The organism is Sphingomonas sp. SP5, from assembly GCF_058313455.1.
Map to the genome: position 1 here is coordinate 726762 of NZ_JBZFLF010000001.1, position 18142 is coordinate 744903.

Here is an 18142-nt window from a genome sequence, read left to right on the forward strand (position 1 = left end):
CGGGCGATGCACCCGCTACCCTCTCCATGTGCATCGGGGCTGTTGAAAGGCTCGTCCCACGCGCGCTCTACCTGGGTCATCTCTCTCGATGCGAGGTTGACCCAAACGCACCGTTTGCCCTGGGCTTGTCGAAGGGCCTGGGTTTCGCCTGTGCTTCGACAGGCTCGGCACGAACGGTTCGGGTGACCTCCGGGTTCATGTGACGCCATGAACCACACGCCCCGCAGAGGGGACGTTTACAGGCAGAGCAGTCCCCTCACGCGGCGACCGTTGCCTCCGCCAGCGCCTGACGCACCGCATCGACCGCATCGGCCGCCTTGGCCCCGTCCGGACCACCGCCCTGCGCCATGTCGGGCCGACCGCCGCCGCCCTGCCCGCCGAGCACGGCCACCGCGCGCCGCAGCAGGTCGACCGCACCCAGCCGACCGGTCAGGTCGTCAGTGACGCCGACCGCCACCGAGGCGCGGCCGTCGTTCACCGCCACCATGACCGCAACGCCCGAGCCGCCGAGCCGCTGCTTGGCATCGTCCACCGCGCCGCGCAGGCCCTTGGCTTCGAAACCGTCGAGCACCTGGCCGATGAAGGCAATGTCACCGACCTGTTCCGGACCGGTCGCCGCACCGCCTGCGCCGCCGCCCATGGCCAGCGCCTTCTTCGCCTCGGCAAGCTCCCGCTCCAGCCGGCGCCGTTCGTCGAGCAGCGCGACGACGCGCGCCGGCACGTCGTCGGGCGTCGTTTTGAGCGCGGTCGCCGCTTCGCGGAGCCGTTCGTCGCGCGCGGTCAGATACGCCCGCGCCGCCTCGCCGGTCAGCGCCTCGACCCGGCGGACGCCGGACGACACCGCACCTTCGCCCACGACCTTGAACAGGCCGATATCGCCCAGCGCGTTGACATGGGTGCCGCCGCACAGCTCGATCGAGTAGGTCTCGCCGCCGTCCTCCGTGCCCATCGACACGACGCGGACCTCGTCGCCGTATTTCTCGCCGAACAGCGCCATGGCGCCTTCGGCGATCGCCTCGTCCGGTGTCATCAGCCGGGTGGTGACGCTGCCGTTGCCGCGGATCTGCGCGTTGACCGCAGCCTCGGCATCGGCGAGTTCCGCTGCCGTCATCGCGACGGGATGCGACACGTCGAAGCGCAGCCGCTCCGGCGCGACCAGCGAGCCCTTCTGCGCCACGTGCGTGCCGAGCCGCTGGCGCAGCGCCTCGTGCAGCAGGTGCGTCGCCGAATGGTTGGCGCGGATCTGCGCACGGCGGGCGACGTCGATCGCCAGCTTCACCGCATCGCCGACCTTGATCGATCCGCTCTCGATCGTCGCATGATGGACGAAGACGCGGCCCAATTGCTTCGATGTCTCGCCGACGTGCGCGGTCAGTCCGGCATCGGTCGTGATCGTGCCCGTGTCGCCGACCTGACCGCCGCTCTCGCCGTAGAAGGGCGTCTGATTGACGATGATCGCCACCGTGTCGCCGGCGGTCGCCGCGTCGACCCGCGCGCCGTCCTTGACCAGCGCCAGTACCTCGCCCTCGCCGACGTCGGCGCTATAGCCGATGAATTCGGTCGAGCCGGTTTCCTCGGCGATGTCGAACCACAGATCGTCGGACGCCTTGGCACCCGACCCCTTCCACGCGGCACGCGCGGCGCGCTTCTGCTCGGCCATCGCCGCATCGAAGCCGGCCCGGTCGACGTGCAGGTCCTGCGCCCTCAACGCATCCTCGGTCAGATCATAGGGGAAGCCGAAGGTGTCGTAGAGCTTGAACGCGGTTTCGCCGGCCAGCGTGTCGCCGGCGGCCATGCCCTGCGTCGCCTCGTCGAGCAGCTTGAGGCCCTTTTCCAGCGTCTTACGAAACTGCGTCTCCTCCTGGCGCAGCGTCGCCTCGATCAGCGGCTGCGCGCGGACGAGTTCGGGATAGGCGGCGCCCATCTCGGCGACCAGCGCCGGTACCAGCCGGTGCATCAACGGTTCCTTGGCGCCGAGCAGGTGCGCGTGACGCATGGCGCGGCGCATGATCCGGCGCAGCACGTAGCCGCGACCTTCATTGGCCGGCAGCACGCCGTCGGCGACGAGGAAGCCCGACGAGCGCAAGTGATCGGCGATCACCCGGTGCGACGCCTTGCGCGGCCCCTCCGCATCGGTGCCGGTCAGCGAGGTGGAGGCGGCGATCAGCGCCTTGAACGTGTCGGTGTCGTAATTGTCGTGGACACCCTGCAGCACCGCAGCGATCCGCTCCAGCCCCATGCCGGTGTCGATCGACTTCTTGGGCAGTTCGCCGACGATCTCATTGGCCTCCTGCTCATATTGCATGAAGACGAGGTTCCAGATCTCGACGAAGCGGTCGCCATCCTCGTCCGGGCTGCCCGGCGGACCGCCGAAGATATGGTCGCCGTGATCGTAGAAGATCTCCGAGCACGGGCCGCACGGCCCGCTGTCGCCCATCGCCCAGAAATTGTCCTTGGTCGCGATGCGGATGATCCGCTCTTCCGGCAGGTATTTCGTCCAGAGCCCGTAGGCCTCGTCATCGGTGTGGTAGACGGTGGCGGTCAGCTTTTCGGCCGGTATGCCCCACACCTCGGTCAGCAGCGTCCAGGCGTGGTGGATCGCCTGTTCCTTGAAATAATCGCCGAACGAGAAATTGCCGAGCATCTCGAAGAAGGTGTGATGCCGCGCGGTATAGCCGACGTTGTCGAGGTCGTTGTGCTTGCCGCCCGCGCGGACCGACTTCTGCGAGGACGTCGCCGTGCTGTACGGCCGGCTTTCGAGGCCGGTGAACACGTTCTTGAACGGCACCATGCCGGCGTTGACGAACATCAGCGTCGGGTCGTTCTGCGGCACCAGCGGCGCGGACGGCACGATCGTGTGCCCGGCGCGCGCGAAATAGTCGAGGAAGCCGCGGCGGATGTCGTTGGTCGAGATCATAGGCCAAGCGACTTAGGCGAGAGTGGCAGCGCCCTCAAGCACCGTTGTCGGACCATCCGCCGCCCAGCGCAGGCCACGGGGCAGATCGACGGCGGCATAGTCGAGTTGCAGCACCCGGCGATGGCCGCCCGCCGTCGATCGTGCCGATGCGTGCAGGATCGGTGTCGCGTAGAACCACACCGAACCCGCCTCGGCGAGGCAGAACGCCGTGCCATGTCGCGCGACGATTCGCTCGATCGCCTCTTCGGCGATCAGCCCCAGCCGGTGCGTGCCCGGCGCGACGAGCAGCGGCGCGTTATCTTCAGGCACCGGGTCCACATGGATGCGCACCGTCAGCATGCCCTCCAACAGCGCGATCGGCGGCGCGACATGCGGCCGCCCCTGCTTGATCGTCCACGGGCCATAGCCCGGCACGTCGATCCGCTCGGCCACTTCGATCGTCCGATCCTGATGCCAGCCGAGCGCCCAATTGGCGCCGTCACGCTTGTCGAACAGCAAGGCGCGCACCGGCCGCGCCGCGGGGCCGAGCAGATCGCGAACCTGTGGCGCGATCGCCGCCAGCGCGCCGAGGTGGCGGCACAACGTCGGATCGATACGCGCGCCGGGCCGGCTGTCCGTCAGCGTTCCGAACAGAGCGGCGAGTTCGGCGAGTGCCGACCCGTCGAGTCGATCCGGCCAAGGGGCGAAACCGGCGGATGCCAATTGCCCCTTCATCCCAGCGGCGCGTCGATCGAGCGCGGCGGCGTGCTGAACCAGCGCGGCCCCTCGGCGGTCATGTGGAAGCAATCCTCCAGCCGCACGCCGAATGCGCCCGGCAGGTACAGGCCGGGTTCGTTCGAGAAACACATGCCGGGCGCCAGCCGCGTCGTCTCCCCGCGGACGAGGTTGACGGGTTCGTGGCCGTCCATGCCGATGCCGTGCCCGGTGCGATGCGACAGGCCGGGCAGCCGGTAATCGGGACCATAGCCGAGGCCCGTGTAGAAACAGCGGACGGCATCGTCGACGCTGCCCGCGGTGGCGCCGACAAGCGCGGCGGCGAACGCGACCTGCTGGCCCCTGGCGACCTGATCCCACACCCGGCGCTGATCGGCGGTGGCGCGGCCCTTTGGCACCCAGGTGCGCGACACGTCGGACTGGTAGCCCTGCACGGTGCAGCCGCAATCCATCAGCAGGATCTGCTCCGGTGCGATCCGGTGCACCTCGCGGCTGCCATGCGGCAACGCCGCGGCGGGGCCGATCAGCGCCAGCGCGAATTCGGGATCGCCGCCGAGCTTGCGCGTCGCCACGGTCATCAGCGCGCCGATCTCCGCGCCGGTCATGCCGGTCTCTACGCGGGGCGCGAGCCAGCGATAGGCGGCGAGCGTCACGTCGGTAGCGCATTGCATCAGCGCGATCTCGGCGGGCGTCTTCACCATGCGGCAGCCGCGCACCACCGGATTGGCGCTCACCTGCCGCGCCTCGGGGGCGAACCGGGTGAGATCGGTGGGAATGAAGACGCGCACCGTCTCCTCGATGCCGATCGGCAGCCGATCGAGGCGGCGTTCCTTCAGCCAGTCCGCGACGATGCACAGCGCGTTGCCGTCCTCCTGCCAGACGCGCACCTCTGCGGGCACGGCGAGCGACTGGCGGACGGAGGGCTCTTCGAAGAAGGGGGTGACGATCAGCGGCTCGCCCTCCCGCGGTAATACCGCCAGCGTCGGGCGTTCGCTGCGGCCCCAGCGCACCCCGGTGAAATAGATCATCGACGATCCCGGCTCGATCAGCACCGCGCCCAAGCCGTTCGCCCGCATCAGCGCCTGCGCCCGGCCCAGCCGCGCCGCCCGCTCCGCGGCATCGATCGGCTTGGCGCCGGACGTGATGTCGGACAGGGCCGACAGGTCCGGTTCGGCGGCGCGCAGCACCGCGGAGGGAAGCAGCGGCAGCGCGGCGGCAGCGCCGAGCAGCGCCCGGCGGGAAGGCGAGAAGACCATCGCCGAGCGATACGGCGCTTGACCCGGCGGCCGCAATCCCCTTCGCTGGCGGACGAGTTTGGGAGTGTAATGCATGGCCAAGAGGCTGACCGTGTTCATCGTCATCGGGCTGTTGCTCGGCATCGTCGCCGGGCTGGCGATCAACGGCTGGCTGGACGACGGCACGCCGGAGGCGGCGGCGCGGCTGAAGGGGATCGCGGGCTATTTCTCGATCGGCACCAGCGTGTTCCTGCGGCTCATCAAGATGATCATCGCGCCGCTGGTGTTCGCGACGCTGGTCAGCGGCATCGCCCAGATGGGCGACACCGCCGCGCTGGGCCGGGTCGGCGCCAAGGCGATCGGCTGGTTCGTCGGCGCCAGCCTGCTGTCGCTCGGCCTCGGCCTGATCCTCGTCAACCTGATCCAGCCGGGCGTCGGCATCAACCTGCCGCTGCCGCCGGCCGGCACCGATGCCGGGGTCGCTACTGCCGCCTTCAGCCTCGACAAGTTCATCACCCACATCGTGCCGGCATCGATGGTCGAGGCGATGGCGACCAACGAGATCCTGCAGATCGTCGTCTTCTCGATCTTCGTCGGCGTCGCGATCACCGCGGTCGGCGAGCCGGCCCGGCCGCTGATCCGCGCCGTCGAAGGCCTTGTCGCCGTCATGCTGCGGATCACCGACTACGTGATGCGCGTGGCGCCGGTGGCGGTGTTCTGCGCGGTGACCGCGACGCTCGCCGAGCGCGGCGCGGGGGTGATCGGGCAGCTCGCCTTCTTCATGGGCAGCTTCTATCTCGCGCTCCTCGTCCTGTGGGCGGTGCTGCTCGGCCTCGGTTTCCTAATCGTCGGCCGTCGGATCCGCGACCTCATCCGCTACGTCCGCGAACCTTTGCTCGTCGCCTTCACCACCGCCTCGTCCGAAGCCGCCTATCCGCGCATGCTGGAGGCGCTCGACCGGTTCGGCGTGCCGCCGCGGATCGCCAGCTTCGTGCTGCCGCTCGGCTATTCGTTCAACCTCGACGGGTCGATGATCTACATGACCTTCGCCTCGCTGTTCATCGCCCAGGCCTATGGCATCGCCATGCCGCTGGGCACGCAGATCGCGATGCTGCTGTTCCTGATGATCTCATCCAAGGGCATCGCCGGCGTGCCGCGCGCCAGCCTGGTGGTGATCGCCGCGGTGCTGCCCGTGTTCGACATTCCGGAGGCGGGGCTGCTGCTGATCCTGGCGATCGACCATTTCCTCGACATGGGCCGTACCGCCACCAACGTGATCGGCAACGCCGTCGCCGCATCGGTGGTGGCGAAGTGGGAGGGCGGCTTCGACCCGCGCGAGCCGGTCGAGATCGGCGTGGGCGCCGCCGGCCATGCGCCGGTGATCCCGCCGGCGACGAGCTTCCGCCACTAGGCATAGGCATAGGGCCCGCCCTTGGCGAGCGCGGCCTGATAGGCCGGGCGGGCGTGGATCTTCTCGAGCCAGGCGATCGTCGCCGGGCGCGAGGCGTCGAGGCCGGCGCGGCTGCGCGCCGCCTCGATGGGGAAGCTCATCATCACGTCGGCGGCGGTCATCGCATCGCCGGCGAACCAGGGGCGCTGCGCCAGTTCCGATTCGACATAGTCGAGATGGACGTCGATCATCGGCTGGATGCGCTTCACCGCCGCCTTGCCCATCAGCGGTACGCGGCTCAGCACCAGCTTGAGCAGCAGCGGCGGCATCATCGATCCCTCGGCATAATGCAGCCAGAACCGGTAGCGCAGCGCCGCATCGCGATGCGCCGGCGTGCCGAGCCGACCGTCCGCCTTTTCGACCAGATATTCGACGATCGCACCGGTTTCCGCGATCACCCGGCCACCGTCAGCGTCGAGATCCTCGATCACCGGCGCCTTGCCGAGGGGGTGGACGCGCTTCAGCTCGGGCGGCGCCAGCATCGTCTTCCTGTCGCGCTCGTAGCGCTTGATCTGATAATCGAGGCCGAGTTCCTCCAGCATCCACAGCACGCGCTGCGACCGGCTGTTTTCGAGATGGTGGACGATGATCATCGGAGTTCCCCTGTTGCCCGCGCGGTCCAGATCCACGCTGCTGCGGGGAAATCGATAACCCCGCCATTTCGTTGCGCGGCGAGGGCGTCGTGCAGGCGGGTCACCAGCGCCGCGCGGTCTGCCGGGGCCGCATCGCGCAGCAGGCGCGCGGCCGGGCCGATGCGGGCGAGGAAGGCGAAGGCGTCCGCCACCGGGTCGTCCCCCTCCCCCACGCGATAGGCGAAACGGACGAGCTGCGCCTGTGCGTCCCGCCACCCCGCCTCCGCCAGAATGGCGCCCGCCGCGCGTCGGTCCGCAAAGGCGAAGGGGCCGGGCGCGTAATCGATCGACGATTCGGGCATGGGGGCGACCAGCGTCGCCCAGGGATTGTCGGCGACGGCGGCGAAACAGCTGAACACCAGCGTGCCACCCGCCGCCGTCGCGGCGTGGAGACGTGCGAAGGCGTCGACGGGATCGGCGAAGAACATGACGCCGTGGCGCGAGACGAGGAGGTCGATCGGCGCGAGCGCGGCGGCGGTGTCGAGCGCGTCGCCATGGCGGAAGGCGAGATTGGGCAGGTCGCGGTGGCGATCGGCCGCGACGGCGAGCAGGTCGTGCGAGAGATCGACGCCGGTGACGGTCGCCTGCGGATGCGTCGCGGCCAGCGCGGCTGCGGTCGCGCCCGCGCCGCAACCGATATCGAGCGCGGCGAAGGCGCCGGCGGGTGCGGCGGCGCGGATCGCGGCGTCGAGATGCGGCGCGAGGCCGGCGAAGGCGCGATCGGTGCGCCGCCACTCCTCTGCCCAGACGCTGCCGACGCGGGCACTCCAGTCGCTGGCGGTCGTCATGGTCGTGTCTCCTGTCGCTGACCCCGGACGTGTTCCGGGGTCCACGGCGCGCCAAGCGCCGAAAGCTTTACGGTCGTGGCGCGGTGGACCCCGGAACACGTCCGGGGTGACGGGGGCTGTGCGGGAATTCCTCTCCTCACAAACACCATCTGCAACCCCTCGCCGCTCAAGCCATAGCCCTGCGGCGGGGAAGAGAGAGGCTGAGCCCGATGCCAGCGGAATGGTTTCGACTACCGGCATCCGGCGCTCGACGGCGCGGAAGTTGCCAAAGTTTACGGCACGTCCCCGTCGAAATGCGCCCCCAAGCGAAAAGGGCCCGCCGTTCCCGGCGAGCCCTTCCCTCATCCTGAGCGGACGCGCGATGCATCAGATGTCGTCGCCCTCTTCGGGGCCGGTCATCATTTCCTCGGCGACCTTTTCGGTGCGCTGGCGGATCGCCTTTTCGAGGCGGTCGGCCATCTCGGGATGTTCGCGCAGGTAGGTCTTGGCGTTCTCACGGCCCTGGCCGATGCGGACGCTGTCGTAGCTGAACCAGGCGCCCGACTTTTCGACGAGGCCCGCCTTGACGCCGAGATCGAGGATCTCGCCGATCTTGGAGATGCCTTCGCCGTACATGATGTCGAATTCGACCTGCTTGAACGGCGGTGCGACCTTGTTCTTGACGACCTTCACGCGGGTCGCGTTGCCGGTCACCTCCTCGCGGTCCTTGATCGCGCCGGTGCGGCGGATGTCGAGGCGGACGGAGGCGTAGAACTTCAGCGCGTTGCCGCCCGTCGTCGTCTCCGGGTTGCCGTACATCACGCCGATCTTCATGCGCAGCTGGTTGATGAAGATCACCATGCAGCGCGAGCGGCTGATCGAGCCGGTCAGCTTGCGCAGCGACTGGGACATCAGGCGCGCCTGCAGGCCGACGTGGCTGTCGCCCATTTCGCCCTCGATTTCCGCGCGGGGCACGAGCGCCGCGACCGAATCGACCACCAGCACGTCGATCGCGTTGGAGCGCACCAGCGTGTCGGTGATCTCCAGCGCCTGTTCGCCGGTGTCGGGCTGCGACACGATCAGTTCGTCGATGTTGACGCCCAGCTTCTTGGCATAAACGGGATCGAGCGCATGTTCGGCGTCGACGAAGGCGGCGGTGCCGCCGTTCTTCTGCGCCTCGGCGATCACGTGCAGGGCAAGCGTCGTCTTGCCCGAAGATTCAGGGCCGTAGACCTCGATCACGCGGCCGCGCGGCAAGCCACCGACGCCCAATGCGATGTCGAGGCCGAGCGACCCGGTCGAGATCGCCTCGACCTGCATCGCCTCCTTCTGGCCGAGCTTCATCGCCGAGCCCTTGCCGAAGGCGCGGTCGATCTGCGCGAGCGCGGCGTCGAGCGCCTTTTGACGGTCTGCGTTTGCGGTTGCCATGCCGGTGTCGATCACTTTCAGATTGGCGGCCATCGGAAGGGTCCCTCGCTAGAGCAAGCGCCGCCCGAGGGCAACGCGTCTGTTCCGTATGTACGATGTTTGTTCCGTCGGAACAAGAGGGGAACTGTTGGATTTCGATCATCGCGCGCGTGGGGGCGACGGAGGTGTTATTCTCCAACTGGTGCTTGCGGAGGCGCCCCCTCCACCACCCGCTTCGCGGGCGGTCCCCCTCCCCCGGCTGCGCCGAGGGAGGACTTAGGAGAGGGTGGTGGCGAGGGTCCACCAGCCGCGGGTCGCCGCATCCTTTTCCGCCGCGTCGCGGGCGCGGGCGTCCTCGAACAGCGCGAAGCAGGTGGCGCCGCTGCCGGACATGCGGGCGAGCACGACGCCGTCCGCCTGCTCCAGCAGGGTCAGCACGTCGGCGATCACCGGCGCCAGCTGCAATGCGGGGGGCTGGAGGTCGTTGCGGCCGGCCAGGGCACGCTCGATCACCCCGCCCCCGTCGGCGATGCCGCCGCGATCGATGCCGTCCCAGCGGGCGAACACCGCTGCTGTCCCCACGGCAACGCCCGGATTGACGAGCAGCAGCGGCATGGTCGCCAGTCCCTCGACCGCGACCAACGCCTCGCCCTTGCCGGTGCCAAGCGTGGTGCGGCCGTCGAGGCAGGCCGGCACGTCGGCGCCCAGCGCCTCGGCAAGGACGAACAGCCGCGGATCGTCGGGCGCGATGGCGTGGAGCCTCGCCAGTGCTCGCAGCGTCGCCGCCGCATCGGCCGAGCCACCGCCGATGCCGGAGGCGATCGGCAGGTGCTTGTCGAGGGTGATGGCGTGGGGTTGCGCAATGGCGAAGGTGGCGCGGAAGGCGGTTGCGGCTTTCACCACCAGGTTTTGCGCTTGGGGCTGCCCCTCCACCGGCTGCGCCGGTTCCCCTCCCCGTTCCGGGGAGGAGTGCAAGACGGCGGCGAAGGGGCCGGTGATGGCGAAGCTGTCCGCCGCGGCGGGCACCACCGTCACCGTGTCGCCGTCGCGCGCGAAGGCGAACAGCGTTTCGAGGTCGTGATAGCCATCGGCGCGGCGGCGGCGGACGTGGAGCGCGAGGTTGATCTTCGCGGGCGCGGGTTCGGCGATCATGATCGGGGCAGGCCGCGCGCGATGCGGGTGGACAGCCGCGCCGCATCGGCGGGCGGCGCGGTCAGCGCGGCGGCGCGCCAGGCGTAGCGCGCCTCGTAGCGGCGGCCGAGCGTCCAGTAGATATCGCCGAGATGCTCGCCGATCTCGGCATTGATCGGGTCGCCCGCCGCCGCAGCCTCGATCAGCGGCAGCGCCCGTGCGGCATCGCCGTTGCGGTAATAGGCCCAGCCGAGCGAATCGGTGATCGAATGGTCGCGCGGTTTCAGCGCGTGCGCGCGTTCCAGCATGGCGATCGAGGCGGCGACGTCGACGCCGCGTTCGGCCTGGGCATAGCCGAGGTAGTTGAGCGCCAGCGGCTCGCGCGGGGCGAGCGCCACCGCCTTTTCCAGCGCCTCGCGCCCCTTCGGCCAGTCGCCCGCCTGCTCCAGCGCGCCGCCATATTGCAGCCAGGCCGACCACGCCTGCGGGTCGGCATCGACGATGCGGCGATACCAGGGGACGGCGTCGGCATGGCGACCGGCGGCGACGAGCTGGTCGGCATAGAGCTGCCAGTCGCCCTCGCCCGCCCCCTTCGCCTCCGCGGCGCGGCGGGCCAGCGCCAGCGCCTCCGGCGCGCGCCCGGCGGCGGTGAGGATGGCGATGCGGCTGGCGACGCCGGTGGCGGCGAAGGGGCTGTCGGCGGGCAGACCGTCGAGCACGGCGAGCGCGGCGTCGGCGGACCCGTCCCCCGCTGCCGCCCCCTCCCCGGCCAGCGCGCGGGCCAGCAGCAGGCGGGCGCGATCGTTCGCGGGATAGGCGATCAGCGCGGTACGGGAGAGCGCAATCGACAGCGTAGCGGCGTCCTGATCGGCCAGGTCGCCGGCGATGCGGCCGAGCAGGCGCGAGACGCCATAGCCGAGGGTCGGTTTGGCGCCGGCTGCGGTGCGCAGTGCCGCGAAGGCGGGATCGTCGCCGACCAGCAGCGCGCGCGCCGCCTCGCCCTCGCCGCGCCCGAGCAGCAGTTGCGCGGCGGACAGGCGCAGGTCGATCGGCGAACCGGTCTCGCGCAGCGCCTGCACGGTGGCGAGGCCGCGATCGGTGTCGCCGCGCGCGATCTGGATCAGCGCCACGGTTTCGGCGGCGAGCCGCTGGGCGACCGGGTTCTTGCCGGCATTGGCGGCGGCAATGGCAGGGCCGGCGTCCGCACCCTGCGTATAAGCGAGCCACGCGCGCAGCGATGGCGCCAATACGGCGAGCGGAGTCTGGCCGAGCGCGACGGTGGCCGCCTCCACGCCCGCGCCGTCGCCCCGCGCGGCGGCGGTGGCGAGCGGCAGCAGCGCGAGATCGGCCGGGGCTTCGGGCGTGCCGCGCAGCACCGCGGCGGCGCGGCTGGCGAGTGCGATATCGCCGGCGGCCAGCGCCTCGCGATAGGCGCGCAGCGCGACCGCGGGGCTGGCCGGCGTCGCCGCCAGGACGCGCGCATAGCCGGCGACCGCCGCGGCGGTGCGCCCGTCGGCATCGGCGGCGCGCGCCTTGAGATAGTCGGCAAGGCGCGCGGTGTCGGCGCTCGCCGGCGCGGCGATACCGGCGATGCCGGTCAGCGCCATCGCGATGACGATCCGTCGCCCGCTTCCGCGAACCCAGCAGCCCGGGGGCAGGAACGTCATAGGCCGCTGGTTCTCCTTACCCTCGCGCTCCGGCTGTCGTGGCACCGCGGACTCGCCCCTTACATGTTGGGATAGTTCGGGCCGCCGCCGCCCTCCGGCACCACCCAGTTGATGTTCTGCGTCGGGTCCTTGATGTCGCAGGTCTTGCAATGGACGCAATTCTGCGCGTTGATGACGAACCTGGGGTCGCCCGTCTCCTCGCCGACGATCTCGTAAACGCCGGCCGGGCAATAGCGTTGCGCCGGCTCGTCGTAGAGCGGCAGGTCGTAGTCGACCGGGACGTTCGGGTCCTTCAGCGTCAGGTGGACCGGCTGGTCCTCCTCGTGATTGGTGTTGGACAGGAACACCGAGGACAGGCGGTCGAAGGTCAGCACGCCATCGGGCTTGGGATAGACCGGCGGCTTCACCATGTCCTTGCGCCACAAGGTTTCGTGGTCCGGGTGATGCTTCATGGTGAAGGGCATCTTGAGGCCGAAATGCTCCAGCCACATGGTGACGCCCGATAGGCCCGAACCCAGGAAGTCGCCGAACTTCTTGACCAGAGGCACGACGTTGCGGACGATCGACAGCTCCTTCTTCACCCAGCTCGCCTCGAAGGCCTCGGGATAGGCGGTCAGTTCGTCATGTTCGCGCTGCGACAGGATCGCGTCGGCAGCCGCCTCGGCCGCCATCATGCCGCTCTTCATCGCGGTATGCGTGCCCTTGATGCGCGGCACGTTGAGGAAGCCCGCCGAACAGCCGATCAGCGCGCCGCCCGGGAAGACGAGCTTGGGGATCGACTGCAACCCGCCGTCGCTGATCGCGCGCGCGCCATAGGAAACGCGCTTGGCGCCCTTCAGGATCGCGGCGATCTCCGGATGCGTCTTCCACTTCTGCATTTCCTGGAAGGGCGAGAGGTAGGGGTTGCTGTAGTTCAGCCAGGTGACGAAGCCCAGGCTGACCTGCCCGTTCGCCTGATGGTACAGCCAGCCGCCGCCGTTGGCATCGTCGCCGAGCGGCCAGCCCTGCGTGTGGATGACGCGGCCGGGCTTGTGGAGTTCGGGATCGATATCCCACAATTCCTTGATGCCGAGGCCGTAGACCTCCGGCTGCGCATCCTTCGCGAGGTCGAAGATGCGGATGATCTCCTTGGAAAGATGCCCGCGCACGCCCTCGGCGAAGAAGGTGTATTTGGCATGGAGTTCGAGGCCGGGCTGGTAATCGCCCTTGTGCGTGCCGTCGCGCGCGACGCCCATGTCGCCGGTGGCGACGCCCTTCACCCGGCCCTGCTCGTCGAACAGGATCTCGGCGGCGGCGAAGCCGGGGAAGATCTCGACCCCCAGTTCCTCCGCCTTGCCGGCGAGCCAGCGGCACAGGTTGCCGAGGCTGCCGGTATAGGTGCCCTTGTTGTGCAGGAACGGCGGCGTCCACAGGTGCGGCAGCACGAACTTGCGCTTGGGGGTGAGCACCCAGTGGAGGTTGTCGGTCACCGGCACCTCGGCGAGCGGGCAGTCGTCGCGCCAGTCGGGCAGCAGTTCGTCGAGGCTGCGCGGATCGATCACCGCGCCCGACAGGATATGGGCGCCGACCTCCGACCCCTTTTCGAGGACGCAGACGCTGAGGTCCGCGCCCTTTTCCGCCGCCACCTGCTTGAAGCGGATCGCCGCCGACAGGCCCGCAGGCCCGGCGCCGACGATCACCACGTCGTAGGGCATCGACTCTCTTTGGGTTTCGCGTTCCGACATCATTCCACTCCCGGGCGTCAGCGTTGCGCATTGTCGGGCGGGCAAAAAGCGTTCAAGCGCAGGCCGACAACGTCTCGTCTCCGATCCGCGATCGGACAAGTTGACGCAAACGTCAACCTCGAGAAGAAGGAAAGCCGTGGGGGCCGATCAGCATCTCGATTGGATGAGCAGCGTCACGAGCGCGCTCGACTGGTGGCAGGAGGCGGGCGTCGACACGCTCGTCGACGAGGCGCCGCGCGACTGGCTCGCGCAGCCGATGCCCGATCCGCTGGCGTTCGCGGCCGCCGCGCCGGGTGCCGCGCCTGCGCCCCCCGTGCCCGCCGCCCCCGTGGCCATGCCGGACCTGCTGGCCGATTTCATCGCCTGGCGTGCCGGCGACCAGGTGCCGGAGGTCGAATGGCGCGGCGTGTCGATCGCCGCCAGCGGCCCGCCCGATGCCGCGGTGATGGTGCTGGTAGACTGCCCCGACAAGGACGATGGCGCGGCCGGCATGCTGATGAGCGGCGAGGTCGGCGCGCTGTTCGACCGGATGCTCGCCGCGATCGGCCTGTCGCGCGACACCGTCCACCTCGCCGCGGTGTGCGCCAAGCGACCGGTCGCCGGCCGGATGCCGCGCGAGGTCGAGGCGCGGCTGTCGGCGATCGCGCAGCATCACATCGGGCTCGTCGCCCCCAAGCGGGTGCTATGCCTGGGCAATGCGGCGAGCCGTGCCATTCTGGGGGCGGAAATGCCTGGGACGCGCGGGTCTTTACACCCCTTTAACCATAAGGGTGGACAGACCGGGGTGGTGGCCAGCTTTCATCCGCGCTTCCTGATCGAGAAGCCGGCAGCGAAGGCCGAGGCCTGGAAGGACCTGCAATTGCTGATGGGGGATTTGTCCGCATGACCCGAACGCTGGCGCTGGCGATGGCCGCTCTCGTGCTTCCCGCCGGGGCGCATGCCTCCGGCACCGAGCCGGCGGGGGATGCCAGGATCGGCGGCATCGCCACGGCCGAGCGCATTCCCGACCAGCTCGATGCCGCACAGCGCGAGGGCTATCGCGCCGTGTTCCAGGCGATCCGCGACGGCCGCTGGCAGGATGCGCAGATCGGGCTCGACGCGATGAAGCCCGGCCCGCTGCACGCCATCGCCCGCGCCGAACTCTATACCGCCAAGGGCTCGCCTCGCGTCGAACTCGAACCCCTGGTCGCGCTGCTCAACGAGGCGCCCGAACTGCCCGAGGCCGCCGACCTCGCCCGGCTCGCCAAGGTGCGCGGCGCCACCGAGCTGCCGCCGCTGCCGCAGACGCAGCGCCTGATCTGGCAGGACGGTGCCCCCCGCCGCGTTCGCGCCAAGGCGACGAGGAGCGACGAGATCGCCGCCGATCTGGCGGTGAAGATGCAGCCCTTCATCAAAGGCGACCTGGCCGCGGACGCGCAGGCGCTGCTGGAGGGGACGCCCGCCCTGACGCCGGAGGCGCAGACCGAATGGCAGGCGAAGATCGCCTGGATGTATTTCCTGACCGGCGACGATGCCAATGCGCGGGTCATGGCGGCCAAGGCGGCGAACGGATCGAGCGACTGGGCGGTGCAGGGCCGCTGGATGGGCGCGCTGTCCGCCTGGCGGCAGAACGACTGCGCCGCGGCGGAAACCGGCTTCGAAGGAGTCGCCGCGCGCGCGACCGACGTCGACCTGCGCGCCGCCGCGCTCTACTGGGCGTCGCGCGCGGACATGGTGTGCGGCCGGCCCGACAAGGTGCAGGCGCGCCTGCAATCGGCGGCGCAATTCTCCGAAAGCTTCTATGGCCAGCTATCCCGGCAGGCGCTGCTGATCCGCGACAAGGGCAAGCCGTCGACGCAGGTCGTCGCCGCCGACTGGACCCGGCTCGACAAGCGGCCGAACATGCGCGTCGCCGCCGCGCTGGCCGAGATCGGCGAAACCGACCTTGCCGACACCGTCGTGCGCCAGCAGGCGCGGATCGGCGATCCGGCCGAATTCGGCAGCCTGGTGCGCGTCGCCGAGGCGCTGAGCCTGCCGGCGACCACCGTGTGGCTGGCGCACAATTGCCCGCAAGGCGTCGTCGCCGCCGCCGAGGCGCGCTACCCGACGCCGAACTGGACGCCGACCAGCGGCTGGCGCGTCGACAAGGCGCTGGTCTATGCGCACACGCTGGAGGAAAGCGGCTTCCGCAACAAGGTGGTCAGCCCCGCCGGCGCCTATGGCCTGATGCAGATCATGCCGGCCGCGGCGACCGATTATTCGCGCGAACAGGGCTACACCGTCGACAAGACCGCGCTGACCAAGCCGGCCACCAACATGGACATCGGCCAGCGCCACCTCGAACGGCTGCGCGACATGGCCGGCGTGACCGGCGGGCTGCTGCCCAAGGTGATCGCCGCTTATAACGCCGGCCCGCGCCCGGTGGGCGAATGGAACGGCATCGTCCACGACAATGGCGACCCGCTGCTCTACATCGAGAGCATCCCCTATTGGGAGACGCGCGGCTACGTCACCACGGTGCTGCGCAATTACTGGATGTACGAGGCGCAGGGTGGCCGCAAGGCATCGACGAGCCGCGCCGCCCTGGCGCAAGGCATGTGGCCGCGCTTCCCCGGCCTGCCCGGCGCCGCCGCGATCCGCATCGCCGCGCGGCCGGCGACGAACGCGATCGCAGTGAACGGCAGCGTCGGCGTGCAATCGACGACGGTGTCGAGGAACTGATTGGGGAAAAGCCCCTCCCCTGAAGGGGAGGAGCTTTCGACGGCAATCCTTCTTCACACGCTATAGGATTGCCCTGGCTCCATCCTCGGGTATGCTCCCTTGCACAAGGGAGCGCCATGCAGCGCCCCTAACGAGAGGATGGCGGCATGCTGGGCGGGATGCAGGATTTCGAACTTCGGGTATCGACGCTGCTCGACCATGCCGAGCGCGAGCATCCGGACCGGGAGATCGTGACCCGCTGGGCGGATGGCAGCGAGACGCGCAGCGACTGGCGCGGCCTGGCCCATGACGCGCGGCGGCTGGCGCAGGCGCTGGAGCGGCTCGGCATCCGCCGCGGCGACCGGGTGGCGACGCTGGCGATGAACCACGGTCATCACCTTGCCGCCTGGTATGGGGTGATCGGCATGGGCGGGGTGATCCACACGATCAATCCGCGCCTGTTCGACGATCAGCTGGTCTATATCGCCAATCATGCCGAAGACCGCGTGCTGTTCTACGACCGCGCATTCCAGCCGATCGTCGACCGGCTGCGCGGGCAGTGGACCAGCATCGACCATTATATCGTAATGGATGGCGATGGCCCCGACAGCTTCGCCGCGCTGATCGCGGCGGAGGATGGCGACTATCGCTGGGTCGAGGGGCCGGAGCGCGAGCCGTGCATGCTGTGCTACACCAGCGGCACGACGGGGAACCCCAAGGGCGTGCTGTACGAACATCGTTCGACGCTGTTGCACGCGATGCTGGCCGTCTCGCCCGCGGTGCTCGGCCTTTCGTCGAAGGAGGTGCTGCTGCCGGTGGTGCCGCTGTTCCATGCCGCCGCCTGGGGCACGCCGTTCGCCGCGCCGCTCGCCGGTGCCAAGCTGGTCTTTTCCGCAGTCAACGATGCCAAGGTGCTGTGCGACCTGATGAATCGCGAAGGCGTCACCATCTCGTCCGGCGTGCCGACGGTGTGGCTGGCGATGTTCGCGCATATCGATGCGACCGGCGACACCCCCCGCGCACTGAGGATGGCGACGATCGGCGGATCGGCGGCGCCGCGCGCGATGATCGCGCGGCTGATGGGCATGGGTATCGAGGTGAAGCATCTGTGGGGGATGACCGAAACCTCGCCCGTCGCGACCGCGGGCGCGCCGCCGCCGGACTGGGACGAATGGTCCGCGGACGCCAAACTCGACCTGCTCACCAAGCAGGGCCGCATCCCCTATGGCGTCGAACTGGCGGTGATCGACGATGACGGCCGCCACCTACCGCGCGACGGCAGCAGCGCCGGCCGGCTGCACATCCGCGGGCCGTGGGTGGTGAAGCGCTATTTCGGCGCCGAAGCCGATGCGATCGACGCCGACGGCTGGTTTGACACGGGCGACGTCGCGGTGATCCACCCCGACGGCACCATGCAGATCACCGACCGATCGAAGGACGTCATCAAATCGGGCGGCGAATGGATCAGTTCGGTGGAGCTGGAGAATGCCGCGGTCGGCTGCCCCGGTGTCGCCGAGGCCGCGGCGATCGGGATCGCACACCCGAAATGGGACGAACGGCCGCTGCTGGTGGTGGTGCGCAAGCCGGGCAGCGAGGTCAACGAACGCATGATCCTCGATCATCTCGCCGGCGTGGTGGCGAAATGGTGGCTGCCCGACGGCGTGGTGTTCGTCGACAGCCTGCCGCACACCGCCACCGGCAAGCTGCTGAAGACCGCGCTGCGCGAGCAGTTCAAGGATTACCGGCTGGCGGCGTGAGGCGCCCCACCGTCATCCCGGCGCACACCGGGATGACGCCGGAGCACATTGCAGGGCTGACA

The 18142-nt window shown here is 69.6% G+C and carries 13 protein-coding genes; 4 read left to right on the top strand and 9 right to left on the bottom strand.

Features of this window, described 5'->3' with window-relative positions:
* Positions 1–256: 256 nt before the first annotated feature.
* Genes alaS through AC4GY7_RS03300 form a run of 3 tightly spaced genes read right to left on the bottom strand, consistent with a single transcriptional unit; the run spans position 257 to position 4887 of the window.
* Positions 257–2917 (bottom strand): alanine--tRNA ligase, encoded by a 2661-nt coding sequence (gene alaS / locus AC4GY7_RS03290; protein ID WP_491111970.1) that lies wholly within the window; start codon positions 2915–2917, stop codon positions 257–259.
* A gap of 12 nt (positions 2918–2929) precedes the next feature.
* Positions 2930–3631, bottom strand: a complete 702-nt coding sequence (locus AC4GY7_RS03295; protein ID WP_491111971.1) for a phytanoyl-CoA dioxygenase family protein — start codon at positions 3629–3631, stop codon at positions 2930–2932.
* Positions 3628–4887 (bottom strand): M24 family metallopeptidase, encoded by a 1260-nt coding sequence (locus tag AC4GY7_RS03300; RefSeq protein WP_491112084.1) that lies wholly within the window; start codon positions 4885–4887, stop codon positions 3628–3630. Before AC4GY7_RS03300 ends, AC4GY7_RS03295 begins: the two co-directional genes overlap by 4 nt.
* A gap of 73 nt (positions 4888–4960) precedes the next feature.
* Between AC4GY7_RS03300 and AC4GY7_RS03305 the strand changes: the two genes are divergently transcribed.
* Positions 4961–6277 carry a dicarboxylate/amino acid:cation symporter gene (locus AC4GY7_RS03305; RefSeq protein WP_491111972.1) on the top strand — a complete coding sequence of 439 codons (1317 nt, stop codon included), beginning with the start codon at positions 4961–4963 and terminating at the stop codon, positions 6275–6277.
* Here AC4GY7_RS03305 and AC4GY7_RS03310 read toward each other — a convergent pair.
* From AC4GY7_RS03310 to AC4GY7_RS03335, 6 genes are all read right to left on the bottom strand, one after another.
* The gene (locus AC4GY7_RS03310; protein ID WP_491111973.1) at positions 6274–6909 is read right to left on the bottom strand and encodes a glutathione S-transferase family protein; all 636 of its coding nucleotides are present in this window, start codon (positions 6907–6909) and stop codon (positions 6274–6276) included. The two genes, AC4GY7_RS03305 and AC4GY7_RS03310, sit on opposite strands and share 4 nt — an antisense overlap.
* Positions 6906–7736 (bottom strand): class I SAM-dependent methyltransferase, encoded by an 831-nt coding sequence (locus AC4GY7_RS03315; protein WP_491111974.1) that lies wholly within the window; start codon positions 7734–7736, stop codon positions 6906–6908. The genes AC4GY7_RS03310 and AC4GY7_RS03315 overlap by 4 nt, the downstream gene beginning before the upstream one ends.
* A gap of 366 nt (positions 7737–8102) precedes the next feature.
* Positions 8103–9176 carry a recombinase RecA gene (gene recA, locus AC4GY7_RS03320; protein WP_491111975.1) on the bottom strand — a complete coding sequence of 358 codons (1074 nt, stop codon included), beginning with the start codon at positions 9174–9176 and terminating at the stop codon, positions 8103–8105.
* A 222-nt stretch (positions 9177–9398) separates the two neighbouring features.
* Positions 9399–10274 carry a 4-(cytidine 5'-diphospho)-2-C-methyl-D-erythritol kinase gene (locus AC4GY7_RS03325; protein ID WP_491111976.1) on the bottom strand — a complete coding sequence of 292 codons (876 nt, stop codon included), beginning with the start codon at positions 10272–10274 and terminating at the stop codon, positions 9399–9401.
* Positions 10271–11920 (bottom strand): tetratricopeptide repeat protein, encoded by a 1650-nt coding sequence (locus tag AC4GY7_RS03330; protein WP_491111977.1) that lies wholly within the window; start codon positions 11918–11920, stop codon positions 10271–10273. Before AC4GY7_RS03330 ends, AC4GY7_RS03325 begins: the two co-directional genes overlap by 4 nt.
* A 59-nt stretch (positions 11921–11979) precedes the next feature.
* Positions 11980–13614 carry an electron transfer flavoprotein-ubiquinone oxidoreductase gene (locus AC4GY7_RS03335; RefSeq protein WP_491111978.1) on the bottom strand — a complete coding sequence of 545 codons (1635 nt, stop codon included), beginning with the start codon at positions 13612–13614 and terminating at the stop codon, positions 11980–11982.
* A gap of 166 nt (positions 13615–13780) precedes the next feature.
* Here AC4GY7_RS03335 and AC4GY7_RS03340 point away from each other — a divergent pair, with 166 nt between their 5' ends.
* From AC4GY7_RS03340 to AC4GY7_RS03350, 3 genes are all read left to right on the top strand, one after another.
* Positions 13781–14530 carry a uracil-DNA glycosylase gene (locus AC4GY7_RS03340; RefSeq protein ID WP_491111979.1) on the top strand — a complete coding sequence of 250 codons (750 nt, stop codon included), beginning with the start codon at positions 13781–13783 and terminating at the stop codon, positions 14528–14530.
* Positions 14527–16344: a lytic transglycosylase domain-containing protein gene (locus AC4GY7_RS03345; protein ID WP_491111980.1), complete on the top strand. Its 1818-nt coding sequence runs from the start codon at positions 14527–14529 to the stop codon at positions 16342–16344. The genes AC4GY7_RS03340 and AC4GY7_RS03345 overlap by 4 nt, the downstream gene beginning before the upstream one ends.
* Positions 16345–16490: 146 nt before the next feature.
* Entirely contained in the window at positions 16491–18080 is a 1590-nt protein-coding gene (locus tag AC4GY7_RS03350; protein ID WP_491111981.1) for a long-chain fatty acid--CoA ligase, read from the top strand.
* The last annotated feature ends 62 nt before the right edge of the window (positions 18081–18142 follow it).

Bases quoted from the DNA above. Each gene is read 5' to 3' on its own strand.
- alaS (WP_491111970.1), bottom strand. From the start codon at position 2,917: ATGATCTCGACCAACGACATCCGCCGCGGCTTCCTCGACTATTTCGCG.
- AC4GY7_RS03295 (WP_491111971.1), bottom strand. From the start codon at position 3,631: ATGAAGGGGCAATTGGCATCCGCCGGTTTCGCCCCTTGGCCGGATCGA.
- AC4GY7_RS03300 (WP_491112084.1), bottom strand. From the start codon at position 4,887: ATGGTCTTCTCGCCTTCCCGCCGGGCGCTGCTCGGCGCTGCCGCCGCG.
- AC4GY7_RS03305 (WP_491111972.1), top strand. From the start codon at position 4,961: ATGGCCAAGAGGCTGACCGTGTTCATCGTCATCGGGCTGTTGCTCGGC.
- AC4GY7_RS03310 (WP_491111973.1), bottom strand. From the start codon at position 6,909: ATGATCATCGTCCACCATCTCGAAAACAGCCGGTCGCAGCGCGTGCTG.
- AC4GY7_RS03315 (WP_491111974.1), bottom strand. From the start codon at position 7,736: ATGACGACCGCCAGCGACTGGAGTGCCCGCGTCGGCAGCGTCTGGGCA.
- recA (WP_491111975.1), bottom strand. From the start codon at position 9,176: ATGGCCGCCAATCTGAAAGTGATCGACACCGGCATGGCAACCGCAAAC.
- AC4GY7_RS03325 (WP_491111976.1), bottom strand. From the start codon at position 10,274: ATGATCGCCGAACCCGCGCCCGCGAAGATCAACCTCGCGCTCCACGTC.
- AC4GY7_RS03330 (WP_491111977.1), bottom strand. From the start codon at position 11,920: ATGACGTTCCTGCCCCCGGGCTGCTGGGTTCGCGGAAGCGGGCGACGG.
- AC4GY7_RS03335 (WP_491111978.1), bottom strand. From the start codon at position 13,614: ATGCCCTACGACGTGGTGATCGTCGGCGCCGGGCCTGCGGGCCTGTCG.
- AC4GY7_RS03345 (WP_491111980.1), top strand. From the start codon at position 14,527: ATGACCCGAACGCTGGCGCTGGCGATGGCCGCTCTCGTGCTTCCCGCC.
- AC4GY7_RS03350 (WP_491111981.1), top strand. From the start codon at position 16,491: ATGCTGGGCGGGATGCAGGATTTCGAACTTCGGGTATCGACGCTGCTC.